At 66.6% G+C, this 20997-nt stretch carries 19 protein-coding genes and 1 tRNA gene; 14 read left to right on the top strand and 6 right to left on the bottom strand.

Annotation, left to right across the window (positions count from 1 at the left end; genetic code table 11):
* The first annotated feature begins 146 nt into the window (after positions 1-146).
* From OHA42_RS07190 to OHA42_RS07200, 3 genes are read left to right on the top strand one after another with little or no spacing between them, the layout of a single operon-like run.
* Positions 147-332, top strand: coding sequence for a DUF4244 domain-containing protein (locus OHA42_RS07190; RefSeq protein ID WP_328412642.1), 186 nt, complete (start codon positions 147-149; stop codon positions 330-332).
* A gap of 53 nt (positions 333-385) precedes the next feature.
* Positions 386-700 carry a TadE family type IV pilus minor pilin gene (locus OHA42_RS07195; RefSeq protein WP_406235584.1) on the top strand — a complete coding sequence of 105 codons (315 nt, stop codon included), beginning with the start codon at positions 386-388 and terminating at the stop codon, positions 698-700.
* Positions 697-1161 carry an Rv3654c family TadE-like protein gene (locus OHA42_RS07200; RefSeq protein ID WP_406235586.1) on the top strand — a complete coding sequence of 155 codons (465 nt, stop codon included), beginning with the start codon at positions 697-699 and terminating at the stop codon, positions 1159-1161. The genes OHA42_RS07195 and OHA42_RS07200 overlap by 4 nt, the downstream gene beginning before the upstream one ends.
* A gap of 329 nt (positions 1162-1490) precedes the next feature.
* On the opposite strand, the gene OHA42_RS07205 is transcribed toward OHA42_RS07200, so the two are convergent.
* Positions 1491-3866 carry a DEAD/DEAH box helicase gene (locus OHA42_RS07205; RefSeq protein ID WP_406235588.1) on the bottom strand — a complete coding sequence of 792 codons (2376 nt, stop codon included), beginning with the start codon at positions 3864-3866 and terminating at the stop codon, positions 1491-1493.
* A 436-nt stretch (positions 3867-4302) separates the two neighbouring features.
* On the opposite strand from OHA42_RS07205, the gene OHA42_RS07210 reads away from it, so the two are divergent.
* The 7 genes from OHA42_RS07210 (at position 4303) to OHA42_RS07240 (ending at position 11063) form a co-directional block, all read left to right on the top strand.
* Complete coding sequence (locus tag OHA42_RS07210; protein WP_011206895.1) at positions 4303-4509, top strand: cold-shock protein; 207 nt, start codon at positions 4303-4305, stop codon at positions 4507-4509.
* Positions 4510-4901: 392 nt separating this feature from the next.
* Entirely contained in the window at positions 4902-7784 is a 2883-nt protein-coding gene (topA, locus tag OHA42_RS07215) for a type I DNA topoisomerase (RefSeq protein WP_406235591.1), read from the top strand.
* Between the two features lie 84 nt (positions 7785-7868).
* A complete protein-coding gene (locus tag OHA42_RS07220; RefSeq protein ID WP_406235592.1) occupies positions 7869-8372 on the top strand; it encodes a DinB family protein in 504 nt (167 codons plus the stop codon).
* Positions 8373-8524: 152 nt separating this feature from the next.
* Positions 8525-8722: a hypothetical protein gene (locus OHA42_RS07225; RefSeq protein WP_406235594.1), complete on the top strand. Its 198-nt coding sequence runs from the start codon at positions 8525-8527 to the stop codon at positions 8720-8722.
* Positions 8723-8777: 55 nt separating this feature from the next.
* Positions 8778-9983 (top strand): DNA polymerase III subunit delta', encoded by a 1206-nt coding sequence (locus OHA42_RS07230; protein WP_406235596.1) that lies wholly within the window; start codon positions 8778-8780, stop codon positions 9981-9983.
* Between the two features lie 98 nt (positions 9984-10081).
* Positions 10082-10157, top strand: a tRNA-Thr gene (locus tag OHA42_RS07235).
* A 525-nt stretch (positions 10158-10682) separates the two neighbouring features.
* Positions 10683-11063, top strand: coding sequence for a hypothetical protein (locus OHA42_RS07240; RefSeq protein WP_406235598.1), 381 nt, complete (start codon positions 10683-10685; stop codon positions 11061-11063).
* A 116-nt stretch (positions 11064-11179) separates the two neighbouring features.
* Here the strand turns inward: OHA42_RS07240 and OHA42_RS07245 are convergent, their stop codons facing one another.
* Positions 11180-11824: a dihydrofolate reductase family protein gene (locus OHA42_RS07245; protein WP_406235599.1), complete on the bottom strand. Its 645-nt coding sequence runs from the start codon at positions 11822-11824 to the stop codon at positions 11180-11182.
* Between the two features lie 385 nt (positions 11825-12209).
* Between OHA42_RS07245 and OHA42_RS07250 the strand changes: the two genes are divergently transcribed.
* Positions 12210-12701 (top strand): hypothetical protein, encoded by a 492-nt coding sequence (locus tag OHA42_RS07250; protein WP_406235601.1) that lies wholly within the window; start codon positions 12210-12212, stop codon positions 12699-12701.
* 101 nt (positions 12702-12802) lie between these two features.
* Here OHA42_RS07250 and OHA42_RS07255 read toward each other — a convergent pair whose 3' ends face one another.
* Positions 12803-13852, bottom strand: a complete 1050-nt coding sequence (locus OHA42_RS07255) for an alpha/beta fold hydrolase (RefSeq protein WP_406235603.1) — start codon at positions 13850-13852, stop codon at positions 12803-12805.
* Positions 13853-14099: 247 nt separating this feature from the next.
* The gene (locus OHA42_RS07260; RefSeq protein WP_406235604.1) at positions 14100-14369 is read right to left on the bottom strand and encodes a hypothetical protein; all 270 of its coding nucleotides are present in this window, start codon (positions 14367-14369) and stop codon (positions 14100-14102) included.
* A 100-nt stretch (positions 14370-14469) separates the two neighbouring features.
* Here OHA42_RS07260 and OHA42_RS07265 point away from each other — a divergent pair, with 100 nt between their 5' ends.
* From OHA42_RS07265 to OHA42_RS07275, 3 genes are all read left to right on the top strand, one after another.
* Positions 14470-14847 (top strand): glyoxalase superfamily protein, encoded by a 378-nt coding sequence (locus OHA42_RS07265; protein WP_406235606.1) that lies wholly within the window; start codon positions 14470-14472, stop codon positions 14845-14847.
* Between the two features lie 65 nt (positions 14848-14912).
* Positions 14913-15377, top strand: coding sequence for a DUF2752 domain-containing protein (locus tag OHA42_RS07270; RefSeq protein ID WP_406235608.1), 465 nt, complete (start codon positions 14913-14915; stop codon positions 15375-15377).
* Positions 15378-15434: 57 nt separating this feature from the next.
* Complete coding sequence (locus OHA42_RS07275) at positions 15435-15623, top strand: hypothetical protein (protein ID WP_406235610.1); 189 nt, start codon at positions 15435-15437, stop codon at positions 15621-15623.
* Positions 15624-15642: 19 nt separating this feature from the next.
* On the opposite strand, the gene OHA42_RS07280 is transcribed toward OHA42_RS07275, so the two are convergent.
* A complete protein-coding gene (locus OHA42_RS07280; protein ID WP_406239162.1) occupies positions 15643-16992 on the bottom strand; it encodes a M1 family metallopeptidase in 1350 nt (449 codons plus the stop codon).
* On the bottom strand, positions 16992-20960 hold the full coding sequence (locus OHA42_RS07285; RefSeq protein ID WP_406239164.1) for a Pls/PosA family non-ribosomal peptide synthetase: 3969 nt from the start codon (positions 20958-20960) through the stop codon (positions 16992-16994). Before OHA42_RS07285 ends, OHA42_RS07280 begins: the two co-directional genes overlap by 1 nt.
* Positions 20961-20997 lie beyond the last annotated feature (37 nt).

The following is a 20997-nucleotide window of genomic DNA, read 5'->3' on the forward strand; positions in this document are numbered from 1 at the left end:
GCGACGCGCGATCGTGGCCGAGCATGCTGCCACGCCGGGGAGGGCTTGCCCGCGCGGATCGGCCGCGCGGGCCGGAGGGAAAGGGGAAGACGGTGCGAATCGAGCGGATGACGGACCGGGCGCTGCATCGACTGGGCGTCGTATATATGGAGCTGAGATCGCGACTGGTGCACGCGGTCGTCGCGGACGAGGGCATGAGTACCGCGGAGTATGCGATCGGGACGATTGCGGCAGCCGCCTTCGGCGCCGTCCTGTATGGGGTGGTGACCGGCGACAGCATCGTGAATGCCTTGACGAAGATCATCGATCGGGCGCTCAACACCGCGGTGTAGCGAGGCCGGTAACAGACTGCGGTGCAACGGTTCTCGGTGACGAGCAGGGTTCGGTGACGGTCGAGGCCGCCATCGCGTTGGCCGCGGTCGTCGTTGCGGTGGTGCTGTGTCTCGGTGCGATTCTCGCGGCATCGGCACAGGTGCGCTGTGTCGATGCCGCTCGCGAGGCGGCGCGGTTGGCGGCCAGGGGTGACCAGTCGAACGCGGTGTCGGCGGCCGCGCGGGTTGCTCCGCCTACCGCCGATATCACGGTGCGCAGCGAGGGTGACCGCGTCATCGCGGTCGTTTCCGCCCGTTCTCCGCTGTTGCCGCTGTTGGTGCTGCGTGCGGACGCCGTCGCGGTACGTGAGCCGGGAGTCGTGCGGTGATCGAACAGCCGGCCAGGGGCACAGTGTGTTCGGACGCACAGTGGCTGCGTGCAGCGCGGTACGGGACGGCGAACGGCGTGCTCTCGGATGGTCAGGTGCTGAACAGGCGGCGGGCGGAGCAAGGCGGCGCGACGGTGTTGGCCTGCCTGGCGCTGGTGGGGCTGATCGGGGCGACGCTGCTGGTCGGTCAGGTCGGTGTCGTGGTGGTGAGTCGGCATCGCGCGCAGGCCGCCGCGGATCTCGCGGCATTGGCTGCGGCCGGTGCGTTGGAGCAAGGGGCGGAGGCGGGATGTGCGCAGGCATTGGAGATCGCGCGGCGCATGCGAGTGCGGATTCACGAGTGTGAAGTCACGCAGTGGGATGTGACCGTCACTGTCGTGCGGAATGTACCAATAGGTCTGTATGGAAACTGCACTGTTCGAGCAGTCGCTCGTGCGGGTCCTGTCGAAGATGGAGTGTGACCCGTGCGTACCCACACTCGTCAGTGCTGGGCACGAGGCCGTGCAATTCGGTAATTGGAATGATCGAATAATTGCGGTCTCACATCAATTCCCCCGAGTAGCCGGACAAAAGCAATGAATAAATGCGCATGTCGAGACGGAAAGTCTGTGGCAATACCCCAGTTAACATGAATCTATTCCTTTTTATTCGACCGCGTGCCGGGCCCGGCGCGACCGGGCCCGCCCGCCGGTTCGTGCTGGTGATCCTCCGGCCAATTGGACGTCGGGTCACGCAGCGGGGTCGGCGTGGTCACGGATCGAGCTCGGTGGCTCGACCTGGGGCGGGACGCTCAGGGGGCAGCGTTCAATTCGGTAATGACGGCTGCGAGCAGACGCCCTGCGCCCGCCTTGTCCAGCGGGTGGTTGCCGTTGCCGCACTTGGGCGACTGCACGCAGGACGGGCAGCCCGCCGCGCATGCACAGGATTCGATCACTGCGAGAGTTGCCGACAACCAGCGCCGCAGCTGCGCGAAACCGCGCTCGGCGAAGCCTGCGCCACCGGGCTGTCCGTCGTAGACGAACACGGTCGGCAGACCTGTATCCGGGTGTTCGGCGGTGGACACGCCGCCGATATCCCAGCGGTCACAGGTCGCTACCAGCGGTAATAGGCCGATTGCCGCGTGCTCGGCGGCATGCAGCGCGCCTGGGACCTGCTGTGGATCGATGCCGGCAAGGGCAAGCAGCTCGGGCGTCACGGTGTAGAGCACCGCACGGGTGGACAGGGTCTGGGCGGGCAGATCCAGCTCGACCAGGTCGAGTACTTCACCGTTGAGCAGCGTGCGTAGATAGCCGATGACCTGGCTGGTCACCCGCACCTGCGTCAATGCGGTGCTCACCCGGCCGTGGCGATGCTGTGCCGTCGTCGCGTCGACCACGATGGAGGTAACCGACCTGGCGCTGGTGGTCCAGCCGGGATCGGCGGCGCGCACGAAGGCGACACCCTCGTCCAAGTCCAGCTCGTCGACGAGGTAGGTCTCGCCCTGATGCAGGTGAACCGCGCCTTCGTGCAGCGTGGCAGTGGCGCGTCCGGCGTCGGCCGTGCCGAGCAGTCTGCCGGTCTCGCCGTCGACGATGGCGACCGGCGTGCCGATGCCACCGCGCACGTCGACGGCGTCGTGCGGCTGGGTTTCCGCGGTGACATACCAGCGTGCGCCCCCCTTCGCCCCGGCGATAACCCGGCGCCGAATCAGCCCCTGACCTGCGAGGTCGGTAAGCAATTCGCGGGCGTCGAGTGCATCGACTTCGGCATCGGTGAGCGGAAGTTCCAATGCCGCGCACAGCAGTTGCGGGCCGAGCACGTAGGGGTTGTGCGGGTCGGTGATGGTGGCCTCGACCGGCTTGTCCAGCAGGGCCTCCGGGTGGTGCACGAGGAAGGTATCGAGTGGATCGTCTCTGGCCACGAGCAGGACCAGGGAGCCTTGGGTGCGGCGTCCCGCGCGGCCGGCCTGCTGCCAGAACGAGGCGACGGTGCCGGGGAACCCGGAGATCACCACGGCATCGAGCCCTGCGATGTCGACGCCGAGCTCGAGCGCATTCGTGGTGGCCGCGCCGAGTAATGCCCCGGTGGACAGTGCGGTCTCCAGGTCCCGCCGGTCCTCCGCCAAATAGCCCCCGCGATAGGCGGCCACCCGCTCGGCGAGACTCGGATCGATCTCGGCCAGCAGCCTGCGTGTCTCCATGGCGGTCAGTTCGGCCGCCCGGCGGGACCGGACGAAGGTCAAGGTTCGAGCGCCTTCGACCACCAGATCTGCCATGATCCTGGCCGCCTCCGAGGTGGCCGAACGGCGAACGGGAGCGCCATTTTCACCGGTCACCGCGGTGAGCAGGGGTGGCTCCCACAGTGCGACAGTGCGCGGTCCCTGCGGCGAGCCGTCCTCGGTCACCGCGACGCAAGGCGCGCCGATCAGCCGGGATGCGGCGGCCGCGGGTTCTGCCGTCGTGGCCGAGCACAGCACGAATATCGGGTCCGCGCCGTAGTGTGCGGCGATTCGCTGCAACCTGCGCAGCACCAGCGCGACGTGCGAGCCGAAGACGCCTCGATAGGCGTGGCATTCGTCGACCACCACATAGCGCAGCCTGCGCAGCACCCTGGCCCAGCGCTGGTGCGAGCGCAGGATGCCGATGTGCAGCATGTCGGGATTGGTGAAAATCCAGCGGCCGTTCGCCCGCACCCACTGCCGGATCTCGGCCGGGGTATCGCCGTCGTAGCCGGCTGGATGAATATCCCGGAGCGCGCCTTGGTGCGTCAGATCGTTCACCGCGCGCAGTTGATCGGCGCCCAGTGCCTTGGTCGGAGCGAGATAAAGGGCGGTGGCCCGTGGGTCCTCGCCCAGCGCCGTCAGGACGGGCAGCTGGTATCCCAGCGATTTACCGGATGCTGTACCGGTGCTGACCACGACGTGCGTGCCGCCCGCCGCCAGGTCGGCGGTCCTGGTCTGGTGCGTCCACGGCGCCGTGATGCCGGTGGCGCGGAACGCCTCGACCACCTCGGGCGCCGCCCAATCGGGCCAGTTGGTGGTGGCCGCCGCCCGGGCGGGCAGCTCGACGACGTGCGTCAGCCGAGGGTCGCCGCCGGGGACTTCACTCAGGACACGATTCAGCAACGATCGCCCGTAGCCGAGATGGTTGCTGGCACGCAACCGGGTTGTCGGTTCGGTCGGATTCATGACTCGGGCATCGCGACACGCACAGAAAGTGTGAAACGTGTGCGCTTTGGAAGCTTCACCTGCCATTTCGATACCCAATAGCGACCTGGGTCACAGCCGGATTGCCAGACGCTCACTCGGTTATCGGGAAGCAAACGAACCTCAAGTCTGGGTTCCAGCATTGTGTCCCTCACCTGCGCATTCGCAAGATCAACTTTTTTGCAAATTGTCGGTAACTCGACTGTTGAATTGCTCGGAGACATGGTTCACTGGTTCCTGGTCGCAAGCTTCTGTGTTCGAGGGACGGATCCAAAGTCCAAACCGTCAGCAGGATCGATGTTGCGAACGGTGTGCTTGGTGCTTTCCTGCAGGGGGAACCAACAGTACAACGATCGGAACGGACCCGGTGGGCGAACCTACTTGTCCACCGTTCCGGTAAGAAAAGAGAAGGAACAGAATGGCACAGGGAACTGTGAAGTGGTTCAACGCGGAGAAGGGGTTCGGCTTCATCGCGCCCGAGGACGGCTCCGCTGACGTCTTCGTCCACTACTCGGAGATCCAGGGGTCCGGCTTCCGCACCCTCGAGGAAAACCAGAAGGTCGAGTTCGAGGTTGGCCAGGGCACCAAGGGCCCGCAGGCCACCGGAGTTCGCGCGCTCAGCTGAGCACGCAACGATCCACAGCGCGTCCCTCACCACCGGCAACGGAGGTGGGGGACGAGCTATATCTGGGGCAGATACAACGGACACGCGCACAACCCAAGCGCGCCAATGTCATTCGGCCTGCCGACCCGATCGACGCACGTCGGAGCCCTGGTGGCGACAGTCGAAACGCCAGGCCGCGAACACGCCGCGCGGTAGGTGCCGCTAAAAAACAGGGCATACTGGTCGGCAATGACGCGCGTACGCTCTGTGGTTCGGGTCGCAAGCACCCGACCACACACAGCGTCAAGGTATAAACGTGTCTGGTGGCGCTAGAAGGCTGTCGCCGCCGCTTGCCCCAGCCGCGCAGTGCATGAACAGCGTCGCGCGGGTCGACAGGAAAGGTGTATTCGCCGGTGGCAACACGAGACCGCGGTGCAGCCGACCAGGGCCGTCCCCTGCGTCGTCTCGTGATCGTCGAGTCCCCGACCAAGGCCCGCAAAATTGCGCCCTATCTGGGCCGCAATTACACGGTCGAAGCCTCGGTCGGTCATATCCGAGACCTCCCACGCGGTGCGGCAGACGTCCCTGCCAAGTACAAGGGACAGTCCTGGGCCCGTCTCGGCGTCGATGTCGACAACGACTTCGAGCCGATCTATGTGGTGAGCCCGGATAAGAAGGCCAAGGTATCCGAGCTCAAGAGCCTGCTGCAGGATGCCGACGAGCTCTATCTGGCCACCGACCCCGACCGCGAGGGCGAGGCCATCGCCTGGCATCTGCTGGAGACCCTCAAGCCGAAGGTCCCGGTTCGGCGCATGGTGTTCCATGAGATCACCGAGCCCGCCATTCTCGCCGCCGCAGCCGACACCAGAGACCTCGACAACGACCTCGTCGACGCGCAGGAGACCCGCCGCATCCTCGACCGTTTGTACGGCTACGAGGTCAGCCCGGTGCTGTGGAAGAAGGTCATGCCGCGGTTGTCGGCAGGCCGGGTGCAGTCGGTCGCCACCAGGGTGATCGTGCAGCGCGAACGTGAGCGGATGGCATTCCGCTCCGCCGAGTACTGGGACATCGCGGCGAAGCTCGATGCAGGCGGGGAAAACGGCGATGCCACCAACCCGCGGACTTTCGGGGCGCGGCTGGTCAACGTCGCGGGAGCCCGAGTAGCCAGCGGCCGGGATTTCGGTCCGGACGGGCAGCTCAAGGGCAACGGCGTCGTCGTTCTGGACGAGGCGCACGCGCGGCGGCTCGCCGCGGCCCTCGACGGCGCCGACATGGTGGTGTCTTCCGCGGAGGCCAAGCCCTACACCCGTAAGCCGTATCCGCCGTTCATGACCTCGACGCTGCAGCAGGAGGCGGGCCGCAAGCTGCGGTTCACCTCCGATCGGACCATGCGGGTCGCGCAGCGGTTGTACGAAAACGGCTATATCACCTACATGCGTACCGACTCGACCACCCTGTCGGAGTCGGCGATCGCTGCGGCCAGGTCGCAGGCGACCCAGCTCTACGGCGCGGAGTACGTGCACCCGACACCGCGTCAGTACACCCGCAAGGTGAAGAACGCGCAGGAAGCGCACGAGGCGATCCGCCCCTCCGGCGACACCTTCGCCACCCCCGGCCAGCTGCACGCCCGACTGGACAACGACGAGTTCCGGCTCTACGAGCTGATCTGGCAGCGCACCGTCGCCTCGCAGATGGCCGACGCCAGGGGCACCACGCTCACGCTGCGGATCACCGGCGTCGCGAGCAGCGGCGAGGAATGCGTGTTCTCGGCCTCGGGTCGCACCATCACCTTCCCCGGCTTCCTGAAGGCCTACGTCGAGAGCGTGGACGAAGAGGCGGGCGGTCAGTCCGACGACGCCGAGTCCAGGCTGCCTGCCCTCGACGAGGGCCAGAGCGTCACCGCGGTGGAGCTGAATCCCGATGGGCACAGCACCAATCCGCCCGCGAGATACACCGAAGCATCGCTGATCAAGACGCTCGAAGAGCTCGGCATCGGACGTCCGTCGACCTATTCGTCGATCATCAAGACGATTCTGGACCGCGGCTATGTCTACAAGCGCGGTAGCGCGCTGGTGCCGTCATGGGTGGCGTTCGCGGTGATCGGCCTGCTGGAGTCGTATTTCGGCAGACTGGTCGACTTCGACTTCACCGCAGGCATGGAAGACGACCTCGATGCCATCGCCGGTGGGCGCGAGCAGCGCGGAAACTGGTTGTCCGGCTTCTATTTCGGCGGAGATCACGGTGTCGAGGGTTCGGTCGCGCGTTCCGGCGGACTGAAGAAGATGGTCGGAGAGCGGCTCGACGAGATCGACGCCCGCGAGGTCAACTCGATCAAGCTCTTCGTCGACGAGGACGGTCGCGATGTCGTCGTCCGGGTCGGCCGGTTCGGGCCGTACCTGGAGCGGATGGTCACCAATCCCGATGACCCCGAGGGTGATTCGATTTCGCAGCGGGCCAACCTGCCCGATGATCTGCCGCCGGACGAGCTGACTCCCGAGGTTGCCGAGAAGCTCTTCTCCACCCCGCAGGAGGGGCGTTCGCTCGGCACCGATCCGGTGACCGGACACGAAATCGTCGCCAAGGAAGGCCGTTTCGGTCCGTACGTCACGGAGGTGTTGCCGGAGCCGCCCGCCGAGGAGACGCCCGCGAAGAAGACCGCGAAGAAGGCGGCGGCGCCGAAGCCTCGAACCGGATCATTGTTCAAGACAATGGATCTGGCCACGATCACCCTCGACGACGCGCTGAAACTGTTGTCGCTGCCGCGCGTTGTCGGTGTCGACCCCGCCAACAACGAGGAAATCACCGCGCAGAACGGGCGCTATGGCCCATATCTGAAGAAGGGCACTGATTCTCGTTCGCTCGAGAATGAGGATCAGCTGTTCACGGTGTCGCTCGACGAGGCGTTGCGGATCTACGCCGAGCCCAAGCGACGTGGCAGGCAGGCCGCAAGCGCGGCGTCGCTGCGCGAGCTCGGCAATGACGCGGCCACCGGTAAGCCGATGGTGATCAAGGACGGCCGGTTCGGCCCGTATGTCACCGACGGCGAGACCAACGCCAGCCTGCGCAAGGGCGACGAGGTCGAGTCGATCACCGACGAGCGGGCCTCGGAACTGCTTGCGGATCGGCGGGCCCGCGGGCCGGTGAAGAAGAAGGCCGCGGCCAAGAAGGCGCCTGCCAAGAAGACCGCGGCCAAGAAGACCACCGCGGCGAAGAAGGCCACCGCGGCCAAGAAGGTCACCGCCACGAAGACCGTTGCGAAGAAGGCCGCTGCGAAGACCACCGCCAAGAAGTCCTGAGCAGACCTCGGCGCCCGATCATTCGGGCGCCGACGGCTCGGATGTGGTGTCGTAGTGTGCGAATCGTTGATGCGAAAGGACCCGATGGCAGCCGAACAGGAACGTGAGGATCTCATCGCCGCACTGGCCGCTCAGCGCGAGCTGTTCCGGATCACGCTGCGGGGCATCGACGAGGACCAGGCCAGGCAGCGCACTACGGCCAGCGAGTTGACCCTCGGTGGGTTGCTGCACCATCTGGTCAGCTGCGAGCGGCACTGGGCGACGGTCATCGAGGAACGCGACGAGACCGCCGAACTCGACGTCTCGAAGTTCGACGGCGAATATGCGATGGGCCCCGAGGAAACGGTGGCGGGTTTGCTCGCCGAATGGGAAGCGGTGGCAGCGGGAACCGCGAACCTGATCCGCGCCGAAGCGAGCCTGGACACCTCCATCCCCACCCCGACCACCCCGTGGACACCCGACCGGGTGTGGTGGACGGTGCGTTTCACGGTGCTGCACGTCCTGCGCGAGATCACCCACCACAGCGGGCATGCCGACATCCTCCGCGAGGCGCTCGACGGTGCGAACACCACGTATCAACGGGTCTGATTCCGCACGGGCGGGGCATCACGGATGTCATGAGCACCGAAATCCTTGAATGGATCGTCATCGAGGGCTACGAGAATCTTCCTGGCCGCCCGCATCCGAGGTCGGCCATCCGCGCTTGACTGCGTGCGCGAGGCATCGACTGGATGCCCTTCTTGGACAACGAAATTCGCTTCGATCTGGCCTGTGGAAAGGGCCGGGACGGCCGTTGGCGTGGTTCGGTCATGATCTACGTCTCCGGGGAGGCGCTGTGGCGGCTCGGACTACATCCCGACCAGCCGACGGCGCAGGCGACCGGACCGCGCCCACCCTGGTGGCATGCCGTAGCGGATCGCAACGCTGGGCGGTGGTAGGCCGCGGTGGGCGGCGCGGATAACGGTGTCGGTGGGGACGGCTAGGGTGTACCGCGTGGCGGGTGTCTTCGATCGGCTGGTCGGCCAGGATGTGGTCGAGTCCGAACTGACTGCTGCCGCTATCGATGCCCGCGGGGGCAGTATTTCCGGCGCGATGACGCACTCCTGGCTGTTCACCGGGCCGCCAGGATCGGGCAGATCCGTTGCGGCGCTGTGCTTTGCGGCCGCACTGCAGTGCACCGACGAGGGCACGCCAGGGTGTGGGCGCTGCCACGCCTGCACGACGACGATGGCGGGGACCCACGGTGATGTGCGTCGGGTGATCCCCGAAGGACTGAGTATCAGCACCAAGGAAATGCGCGAGATCGTGCAGATCGCGTCGCGGCGGCCGAGTACCGGCCGCTGGCAGGTGGTGCTCATCGAAGATGCAGACCGGCTGACCGAGGCGGCGGGCAATGTGCTGCTGAAGGTTGTCGAAGAGCCGCCGGACCGCACGGTCTTCCTGCTCTGCGCGCCATCGGTGGACCCCGAGGACATCTCGGTGACGCTGCGCTCCAGGTGCAGGCATGTACATCTGGTGACCCCGTCGGTGCCCGCCATCGCGCAGGTCCTGCAGGACCGCGACAAGCTCGACGCGAAGACGGCCACCTGGGCGGCCTCGATCAGCGGCGGGCACGTCGGTCGGGCGCGGCGTCTTGCCACCGACGAGCAGGCGCGCGGGCGTCGTCAGCGCGCGTTGGCCTTGGTGTCCGCGGTGGCGCGGCCGGGCGCGGCGTACACGGCGGCCGACGAGTTGGTGAAGTCCGCCGACGACGAGGCCAAGCAGATGAGCGCGGCCCGCGACGAACGCGAACGGGAGGAACTCGCGACCGCGCTCGGTGCGGGTGGCACCGGCAAGGGCGCGGCAGGAGCGACCCGCGGCTCGGCCGGAGTGTTGAAGGATCTGGAGCGCAGGCAGAAATCCCGCGCCACCCGAACCGGCCGCGACGCACTCGACCGCGCCCTGATCGACGTCGCCGGCGTATACCGCGACGCGCTCGCGGTCCGCTTCGGCGCCGCGCGCAACGGTTCCGGTGTCGCACTCACCCACCCGGACATCTCCGACCAGATCCACGATCTCGCCGACCGCGTCCGCCCCGAGGGCCTGCTCCGCTCGATCGAGGCCGTCCTCGCCTGCCGCGAGGCCCTCGACCTCAACGTCAAGCCCCGCTTCGCCCTGGCCGCCATGGTCGCCACCCTCATGTCCGCCCAATCCGCATGACGATATCCGGCCACTTGGTCCCGCCGTCGTAACGACGATGACCACCCGTTTTCGCGATCCGGCCACCGAGGCGATAGACTCGCGACGCCGAAAGGCACGCCGCCTTAGCTCAGTCGGTAGAGCGCTTCACTCGTAATGAAAAGGTCGCGAGTTCGATTCTCGCAGGCGGCTCCAGCTTTTTCTTCATCCACGAACCCTTTGACGACAGTCGGGCTTCGTCGAGGACCTGCGTAGGCGCCGGCCCCGCCGATTCAGTGACTCGAGTGCGGCAGTGGCTGCACGGCGGCCGTCGCTGGTTCCGTGTATGTACACCGGTTTCTGCCGGCCGGACGCGGAAGCTCTGGATACCCCGTCCTGGCGGTGTGGCAGCTGGGGGACGTCATTTGTTATGGCGGTGACCTGAATACCTCGGTCTGTCTGGAGTTCGCCGATGTCGATGACGACGACTGGCACAGCGGGCAATGGACGTCTCGGGTGACCGTGCCGTTTTGGCGCGACTACATGTTGTGAGGCACGCCTGACGCGCCGATAGCCGCGCTGCGGTTCACGAGAAACACTTGCCTCCGCTCCATTCCGAACAGGATGTTCGGCCGCAGGGCGTGGTGTCGAGTAGTAGGGGCATCGGCCAGCGAGCCGGAAGTTGTTGTCTGACAGTATGGTTTGGAATTCATCCGGTGCAACCTGAGGAGTCAATACTCGATGAGAAGTCTTCGGAACTCTGTTTCGGTCGCGATCGTGTTGGCGGCGGCTGGTTTGGCCTTGAATGCGCCGCAGGCGTCGGCCGAGATCGGGGTTCAAGTCATGATCGCTGGGGGTGGGCTCAGCAATGGGTTCGGGACGGGGTGTAGCTACGAGGTTGTCGCGAACGGCGCCACGGGTGTGGGCATGGAGTTTTATGACAACGGTGTCTTGTTCGCCGCGACGGAGGGGAGTCCGACCCCGAAGACGCACGTGGCCAGATGGGCTCCGGCGACGGCTGGGACGCACACCATCCTGGTCAATCAGAACGGGGATGCCAAAACTGTCGTCCTTACGGTCGGTACCGGGATCAACGCGGGAAGTTCTTGCCTCGTGATCTAGCCGGTCGACCACCGCGCCGTGGCCAGTTGGGCCGGCGCGGTATACGGCTACTTGAGACTTAAGACTGGCGGCTGGACCGGGGCTCGGCCGAGCCCCGGTCCAGGTGGTCAGCCGGTTCAGCGGCGCCAGAAGAAGTGGTGGACAACGCCGCTCGGGCTCGGGATCTTCTCCAGGTGGAAGCGGTCCTGCAGGTGATCGGGACTGTCCCAGAGTCGTTCGCCGTGGGCGAGTTCGACGGGTGCGACAGCGAAGTGCATGGTGTCGATGAGGTCGGCGTCCAGGAATGCACGCACCGTAGCGACCCCGCCGCCGATCCGCACGTCCTTCCCGTCGGCGGCCGCCTTCGCCTGCTTCAAGGTGTCCCGCGGCGATGCGTTCAGGAAATGAAACGTTGTTTCTCCCAAGGTGAACGAGGGTCGTTCATGATGAGTGAGAACGAATACTGGTGTGCGGAACGGCGGTTCCTCGCCCCACCAGCCCTGCCATTCGTAATTCTCCCACGGGCCGCGCTGCGGTCCGAACTTGTTGCGCCCCATGATCTCGGCCCCGATGTTGCGTGCGAACTCGCGCGTGCAGTAGTCGTCGAGGCCGCGTGTCCCGCCGGGCTCGGTGCGGTTGACCCAACTCGCGGTCGCCCCGGCCCACGAGAACATCGCCTCGGGGTCGGCGTGCCCGAAAGGACGGTCGAGGCTTTGCCCGGTCCCCGCGCCGTACCCGTCGCTGGAGACGTTGAAGTTATGGACGCGCACGAGCTGTGTCATCAATACACCCTTTCTGATTGCAATATGCAATCAGTTTGCCCGGAGTGCTTGTAAAGCGCAAGCGGTCGATGCGGGAGGTTTCCTGTCCGACGTGCCGCGCTCGGCTGCCCCGTCAACGGCGCGATCGAGGTGATCGGGGACCGCCGGACGCTGCTCGCGCCGCGGACGTGATGTTCGGCGACCACCGCCATTTCCGTCGGCTTCAGTCACAGGCGGAGCAAACTCCCCCAAACGTCCTGGCCGACCGGTTGCGCACGTTGACCGATGCGGGACTGGTCACCCGCGACAACGCCGGACGGCGTGCCGCCGACAGCCGCGCCGAGCCCGCGATTTCAGAACTTCTGACTGGCCACCATGCGACCGAGTAGCGGGCGATACTCGATCCATGACCGCCGAACGTGAGATGGCCGAGGACCCTTCGGCTGTTCCTGTGCAAGGTGATTCAGCCTCGATGATCTATGACGAGATGCTCGACACTCATGTCGAGATCCAAGACATCATCAGTGCTTCACGACTAATGGGCCTCGAATCCATGTCGTTCGATCAGTTGATGACCTACATCACGGCGAAGCGCGAGTACCAGGCATCGGCATACTCCGATACGGAGGCTGTCGACCGGGCTCGGCGCGACCATGAGCTGCAGGCGGAGTCGAGGCGCACCGAACTCGTGAAGGAAGAGGCAGAAGCAAGGAACAAGATCCTGGAGGCTCGCTTCCGTGCAGGACTCGCCGCAACGCTCGTGGCCGGTACGGTCGCCGGGGTTATTTTCGGCATTTTCAAAGGTCTCCCGGCACCGGAGTTGACGCAATACCTTGCGCCGGTGTCGGGACTGGCCGGAATTGTCGTTGGTTACTTCTTTGGGCGTGAAGCGAGATGAGATGAGATCGCCTCGCCCGCTCGAGCGAGTACTGATATGCGGGAACGCGGGTGTTGCTCCTGGGCCGGGCGACGTTGGCCGGCCCAGGAGAACAGTTGGGGTCAGCCTGCGACAGCGGTAGGGTTCGCGCGCTGGATGACGTGTTCGAGTTCGGTGTTGAAGCGATCGGTGGCTTCGATGTTCCCGAGGTGGCCGGTCGGCCAGATCTGGTAGTCGGCGAGATAGCCGGTGCGGGAGAGTGTTTCGACGATCGGACGGGACATGCTCTCGGGGAGCAGATGGTCGTTGCTGCCCGCGATGATGGTGGTCGGGACGGTCAGATGCTGTGCGGCGTCACCGAGTTGGACATCGACCAGTGCCGCGGCGTGGCGGCCGCGGGTCAGTGGGCGGCAGGAGCGGACGACGCCGAAGGCGAAGTCCACCTGGTCGTCGGTGGCGTCCTCGGTCATCACGCGCGCCTTGAAGATCGCGCTCGCCGGCCAGCCGCCGGGCAGCGGAACCGGTGTGGTCAGCACTGTTTCGGCAACGAAGTCGGGCAGACGCACGGTGGAGCCGAAGAGTGTGACGGGCTTGTTCGCGATCGTCAGCGGCCTGTTGAGTAGCGGAAGCACCTGGCTGTCGGCCCGGACATTGCCCGAGGTGGTATTCAGCAGTACGACGGTCGACGCGCGGCGCTGCACCTGTTCGGGGTAGCGAGCTGCCCACGCCTGCAACGTCATTCCGCCCATGCTGTGCCCGACGAGCACGGCGCGCTGACCGCGGCGCAGGGTGGCGTCGAGGACGGTGGACAGGTCGTCGGCCAGCGATTCCGCGCCGATGTCGACGGTGCCGAGTTGGCTCTCGCCGTGGCCGCGCTGGTCGTAGCAGACCACGCGGTACCGGTCGGCGAAGGCATTGATCTGCGGATTCCAGTACTCGATGCTGCAGCTCCAGCCGTGGATCAGCACGATCACCTCGCCGTCGGCGGGGCCGTAGGCATGCACCCGAAGGCAGGCGCCGTCCACGGTGGTGACGGGGATGACCTCGGGTGGAACGGTGGGCGCGTTCAACGATGCGGTCCGGTAGGTACGCGATCGCAGTCCGGCACGGTAGGCGGCGGTCAGGGCGCCATTTCGCGCCTCCGCCAGCGTCCTCATCGACTTCACCAGCATTAGAGCACTCCTTTGTGTCTGCCGACACAGTACCGTGCAAGCAAGGTGCTTGCTAGTGCAAGCGCTCGCTTCCGGCAAACCTGGCCCATTCACCTGGATACCCGACAATCGGACGGGCGAAGGCCTCTTCCGGAAGAAACATCGGGCACGACTGAGCTCTTCCCGATATCCCGAACGACGCCGAATCGTCACCCGTAGGGGTTATCGAGACCTAGGGGGAGCGCTGTTATCCGGCGGCGGTGGCCGGTCAGCTGATGGAGTAGAAGGCGGCGATGGCCTCCGGCATGACCAGGCAGACCTGGTCGTCGGGATGGAAATCGCCGGGGATGTCGCGCCGATTGGGCGCCCGAACGAAAACCACCACGGAGGAACCGTCGCCGGGATCTATTTCCACCGCGACCGAGCCTGGGTAATCACTGTCCGGAGGTACCTGCCAGTGACCCACATGCCCGAATTCGAGCTTGCGAGCCGCACTGACCCCGAATCCGTCGAGCCGGGTAACACCAGCGGCATCCACGTCGAGAAATTGTACTCTAGCTGCGGAAATGCCGGAGTTCTTTGATCATGAGCGGACAAGTTCTTCGATCATGTCGGATCGCGGTGCCATGATCGCGGGCATGGCTTCCGATGCGATCGGCCTCGCGGCACCGATTCCGGTACTGCGCATGTTCGATACCGCCAAGGCGTACGAGTTCTATTGCGACTACCTGGGATTCGCGGTCGACTGGGAACATCGGTTCGGCGCTGACTTCCCGCTCTATGCGCAATTCTCGCGGTCCACGGCCACGATCCACCTCAGCGAGCATCACGGCGACGGCACCCCGGGATCGGTCGTGTGGATAGCGGTGGACGACATCAACACGCTGCACACGGAGTTGGCCGCGAAGAGCTACCGCTATGCCAGGCCGGGCTGCCCGGAGGACGGACCCGGCGGGCCGGGATTCGAACTGGTCGACCCGTCGGGCAACACCTTGCGCTTCGCCCAACCCCACTAGCGCCTTGCCGAGCGGGATTTCAGCGGGTGGCGGCGGCGGGTCCGGCACGGTTACCGTTGGTGCTTGTGGAGACCACGCACGTAGCATCCGGCCCGGCGGCGCACCCGGACCCGGAGGGTGCGAATCGCTCTGGGTGGCGCGCCCTCGGGGTGCCGCTGCTGGTCGCGGGCGTTGGTATCGGAGCCGCGGTGCTCCTGCACTTCCGGGATCCGCACAGCGAGGGCTCCTACGGGATCTGCCCCGTCTACGGGCTGACGGGGTACTACTGCCCAGGCTGCGGCGGGCTGCGTGCCATGCACAACCTCACCGACGGACACCTCATCGATTCGCTGCACAGCAATGTGCTCACCGTGCCGTTGGTCCTCGCTTTCGTCCTGCTGGTGGGTGATTGGGCGGTGCGCGCCTGGCGTGGTCAGCGCATGCGCTTGCCGCGGATCAGTCGCAGCACGATGTGGGTGATATTCGGTCTGTTCGCGGTGTACTCGGTACTGCGCAACACTCCATGGGGAAGTTGGCTGACGCCGGTATGAGCGGCGCGCGACGTGGCACCCGCGAGTCTTTCTGCGCGAATCGGGCAGGCTTCGATCATGCGTGACTCTTTGAAGGACCGCATCCGCGCGAAGCTGCTGCGCCAGCTGGCCGAAGACGGCACTCCGGACGCGGAGCAGGACGATCCACGGCAGATCGCGGTGGGGGCGGATCTCGATGCGTTGAACGGCGTCGCCGAAGACGATCCGTTGATCGAAGAGCTGGCCACCCGCTATCTCGTCTTCTGAGACCGCCGCCGAGCCGGAGTCAGGCTCCGGTCGATACACCGTTGTAGGGCGGCAGTTGTGGCAGCGGCTCGCTGAGCAGCCAGGCATCCCAGAGTGGGCGCAGTGGGACGAGGCTGTAATGGCCTGCCAGGTCGGTGAATTCCTCGGTGGTGACCGAGGCGTGCCGGTAGCGGACGGTCCATTCCCGGAGCAGATCGAAGAACGACTGGTCGCCGAGTTCCAGCCGCAATGCGTGCAGGGCGAGCGCACCTCGCTTGTAGACCCGATCGTCGAACATGCGCTGCGGGCTGGGGTCGCCGACGGTGATGTCCTGCGGCAGCCGCGCCAGGTTGTGCCTGGCGGCCCGGGCCAGCTGGTCGGCGGTGGGCCCGCCTGCGGCCTCGGACCAGATCCATTCGGCATAACAGGCAAAGCCCTCGTGCAGCCAAATGTCGCGCCACTGCCGGATGGTGAGGCTGTTGCCGAACCACTGGTGCGCCAGTTCGTGTGCGACGAGCCGTTCGGCGCCGCGCCGGCCGTCGCAGTGGTTGGCGCCGAAGATCGAAATGCCCTGGGCCTCGATGGGGATTTCCAGCTCGTCGTCGGTGACGACCACCGTGTATCCCTCGAAGGGGTACGGGCCGAAACGCTCGGTGAACAGGTCCATCATCTCCGGCTGGCGGCCGAAATCGTGGTCGAAGGCGGCGCGCAGCCGGGCGGGCACGATGGCCTGCATCGGCACCGAGCTGTGCGCGGAACCGATCCGATGTTTCTGGTACGGGCCGATCTGGATGGTGGCCAGGTAGCTCGACATCGGCTCCGGCTGTTCGTACACCCAGGTGGTCTGACTCGCCTTGGTCTGTTTGCGCATCAGGGTGCCGTTGGCCAGCGCGTAGTAGGGGGTGTCGGTGGTGATCGAAATCCGGTAGCTGGCTTTGGAACTCGGGTGGTCGTCGCAGGGGAACCAGGACGCGGCGCCATTGGGCTGGCTGGCCACCAGCGCACCCTCGGTCAGTTCTTCCCAGCCCACCTCGCCCCACGGGCCGCGCACCGGTCTCGGAATCCCGCCGTACTGGACGACCAGCGACAGCACCCCACCCGCCGGGATGCCATGCTGCGGCGTGACGACCAGCTTGCCGTGCTGGTGCACATATTTCGCGGGCTTGGCACCGTTCACGAACACCTTGGAGACGGTGAGTGATTGGGAAAGATCCAGCGCGAACCGGGGCCGGACGGCGGTGGTCACCGCGGTGATCTCGGCGCGTCCTGCCAGCCGGTTGCTGGCTACCTTGTAGGCGAGGTCGAGCTCGTACCGTGATACCCGATAGCCGCGATTTCCGTTCTGCGGCAGGTACTCGTCGATGGGCTCTTCGTAGAACTTGCCCGGCATCAGCGTGCTGTCCCGGCCTCGCTCGGCCTCGGCGCCGGACTCGACCACGGTGCGATCGGATTGCCCCACCAACGGGTGGACGGCGGCACCGTGTCACCGCGCATGACCAGCGAGGCAGGGCCGATCGTCGCGCCGTCGCCGATGGTCGCGGCGGGCAATGCGACGCAATGCGGGCCGAGGGTGGCGCCCGCGCCGAGGGTGACGGTGTCCATGGCCATGATTCGATCGTGGAAGAGGTGGGTCTGCACCACGCAGCCGCGCTCCACGGTTGCGCCATCGCCGAGAGTCACCAGGTCCGCCTCCGGTAGCCAGTAGGACTCGCACCATACCCCGCGGCCGATGCGCGCGCCGAGTCCTCGCAGCCAGAGATTGAGCACCGGCGTGCCGGTTGCGGCGCGCGCGAACCAGGGTGCGGCCACGGTTTCGACGAAGGTGTCGGCCACCTCGTTGCGCCACACGAACGAACTCCACAGCGGATGTTCCTCGGCCCGAATGCGGCCGACCAGCAACCACTTTGCGGTGATCGCGCTCGCGCAGGCCACCGCGCCCGCGGCCATCAGCACCAGGCCGCTGAGCAATGCGGCGGCCAGATAACCGATCGATTGGGCCGTCCATGCCAGGGTGAACAGCACGCCGAGTCCGATGGCGAAGGTCACCAGCACCGGGAATAGCCTGCATGTTTCGACGACGGCGCGGGCCAGTTTGAGGCGCAGCGGCGGATGGAAGGTGCGCTCGGCATCGCCGGTCTCGGAGGCGCGGCGCAGGCGGACGGGTGGGCTGCCGAGCCAGGAGGAGCCTGCCTTGGACTTGGACGGTGCGGCGGAAAGCACCGCGACAAGACCGTTTTTCGGCACCCGCCGTCCGGGCGCCGTCATCCCGGAGTTGCCGAGGAACGCACGTTTGCCGATCTTCGCGTCGCCGATGCGCAGCCAGCCGCCGCCGAGTTCGTAGCTGGCGATCATGGTGTCGTCGGCGAGGAAAGCGCCGTCGGCGACGGTGGTGAATTTCGGCAGCAGCAGCACCGTCGACGCCTCGACGCTCTTGCCGACCTTCGCGCCGAGCAGGCGCAGCCACACCGGGGTGAGCAGGCTGGCATACAGCGGGAACAGGAAGTTGCGCGCCGAATCCAGCAGTCGCTCGGTGGCCCAGGCCTGCCAGCCGACGCGGCTGCGCACGGGGTGATGGCCTTCGACGAGCCCGATGCTGAGCAGCCGCACCGCGACCAGCGTTGTCACCGCGTACACGATGAGGCTCAGTAGCGTGGCGACGGGCAGGATCGCGAAGCCGCGGCCGAGCGCGCCTGCCAGGGTGCGGGCGTCGCGGATGAACCAGGCGATGAACGCGCCGCCGCCGCCGAGCCCGAGAATCGGCATGGCGGCCAGCGCCATCGAGGTCACGCCGAAGATCGCGATCCAGTGCGCGGCCCGTGCGGGGGTGTAGTCGGGCCAGCGGTGCTGGGCCTTGCCGACCTTCGTCGCGGGCGAGCCCGCCCACTCCTGTTCTGCCTTGACCTTGCCCGATACCGCGGAGCCCGGTGCGATCTCGGCATTCTTGCCGATCTTGCTGCCGGGCAGCAGGATCGACCGCGCACCGATCACCGCGCCCGGACCGATGACGATCGGTCCGATGCGCACCACATCACCGTCGATCCAGTATCCGGACAGGTCGACCTCGGGTTCGACGCTGCAGCCGTCGCCGAGTGCGAGCATTCCGGTCACCGGGGGCAGGGTGTGCAGGTCGACGCCTTTGCCGATCTTCGCGCCGAGTGCGCGTGCGAAGGGCACCATCCATGGTGCGCCGGAGAGGCTTTCGGCCCCACTGGCCTCCGACAACCGGACCGCGGCCCACACGCGCAGGTGCACCGATCCGCCGCGCGGGTAGTTGCCGGGCGATACTCCGCGCAGCAGCACGCGAGCCCCGGTCGCGCAAATGACCATGCGGCCGGGCGGGGAGATGAAGAGCAGGAATGCGGCAAGGGTCCACCACCAGGACAGGTGCGGCAACCACGGCAGCGAGCCGGACCAGCCCGCGATATTCCCGACGATCGCCAGCCAGGTGAGCCACTGCATGCCCGTCAGGGTCGAGAGCGGAACGGTCGCGAGCACCTGGATCCATTGGGCGCGCAGCGGAGTCGGACGCACGACACGCGTTTCGGTGGCGGCCGTCGGTGCGGTCTCGTCCAGCAATTCGGCGAGCGCGCCGAGGCGGGGATGGTCGTAGAGATCGGCGACCGCGATGCGCGGATAGCGTTCGCGCAGCGCGGTGACCAGCTGTGCGGCCGCGAGTGAGCCGCCGCCGACGTCGAAGAAATCGGTATCGGGGCTGGTGACTTCGGCGCCGAGGATCGCATCCCACAGGCCGGCAACCCATTGCTCGGTGGCGGTGAGATCGTGGCTCGGGGTGTCGGTGTCGTTCGGCAGCGGCCAGGGCAGCGCGTCGCGGTCGACCTTGCCCGAAGTGCGGGTGGGCAGTTCGGGGACCACGGCCAGGCGTGGCACCAGTGGTGCCGGGAGTTGTTCTGCGAGTACAGCTCTGGCAGCGGAGAGGTCGAAGTCGGCTGCGGTACCGGTCAGGTAGCCGACCAGGATCTTGTTGCCCGCCTTGGTGGTTCGGATCGCTGCGGCGGCGCCGGTCACGCCGGGCAGGTGCTGCAGCGCGTTGTCGATCTCACCGAGCTCGATGCGCCGGCCGCCCAGTTTGATCTGGTCGTCGGCGCGGCCGAGGAAGACCAAGCCGGCGCGGTCGTTGCGGACCAGGTCACCGCTGCGGTAGGCGCGGTCCCAGCCGACCGACGGAAGCGGGGCGTATTTCTCGGCGTCCTTCACCGGATCGAGGTAGCGGGCCAAACCGACTCCGCCGATCACCAGTTCGCCGGATTCGCCCTCGCCCACCGGATTTCCCTCTCCGTCGACGACGGTGAGATCCCAGCCGTCCAGCGGGAGCCCGATCCGAACGGGGAAGCTTCCGTCCAGCAACGCCGCGCAGGCGACGACCGTTGCTTCGGTGGGGCCGTAGGTATTCCACACCTCACGGTCGGAATCTTCGTTTCCGGCAAGGCGTTCGGCGAGTTCGGGTGGCACCGCTTCGCCGCCGAAGATCAGCAGCCGGACGGGGTCGAGTGCCTCGGCGGGCCAGGTCGCGGCCAGGGTGGGAACCGTGGAGACGATGCTGATCTCCCGGCGCACCAGCCAGGGGCCGAGGTCGGCTCCGGTGCGAACCAGGGCGCGGGGCGCAGGCACGAGGCAGGCGCCGTTGCGCCAGGCCAGCCACATTTCCTCGCAGGAGGCATCGAACGCGACCGAGAGCCCGGCGAGCACCCGGTCACCCGGTCCGATCGGGGCGTCCTGTAGGAACAGTCGCGCCTCGGCGTCGACGAACGCGGCGGCGTTGCGGTGGGTTACCGCGACACCTTTCGGGGTGCCGGTGGAACCGGAGGTGAAGATGATCCAGGCGTCGTCACCGGGGGTGGGGCGCAGGGGTGAGTCATCGGTGGTGTCGGCGACGGTCGAGTCGGCTCCCGCCGCGATCCGTTCGGCGCCTTCCGTGGTCGTCTTGATGCCCGCGCCGGTCACGATCGCGGTGACCTTCGCCTCGCCGAAGACCAGCCTGGCACGTTCGTCGGGGTCGTCGGCATCGACCGGCACGTAGGCGGCGCCCGCATGCAGGATGGCCAGGATAGTGACGTAAAGCTCATGTGTGCCGGACGGCATCCGCACGCCGACTCGGTCGCCCGGCCGCACGCCCGCCGCGATCAGGCGGGCGACTCTGGTCTCGACCTCGGCGCGCAACTCGGTGTAGCTGAGCACCACGGTGCCGTCGTCGATGGCGGCGGCGTTGGGGTAGGCGGCGGTGGTGCTGGTCAGGATGTCGACAAGGGTCCTGACCTGCGGAGCGAGCCCGGCGGGCTGCAGCGGATCCGATGCGATCGGGTCCTCGTCCGCAACGGCGTCGACCTGCGACTGCAGCATCACGTCCTGCCCACCTCTCATCGACCTGCCTAGCGCT

Source organism: Nocardia sp. NBC_01009 (assembly GCF_045208035.1).
GTDB lineage: Bacteria > Actinomycetota > Actinomycetes > Mycobacteriales > Mycobacteriaceae > Nocardia.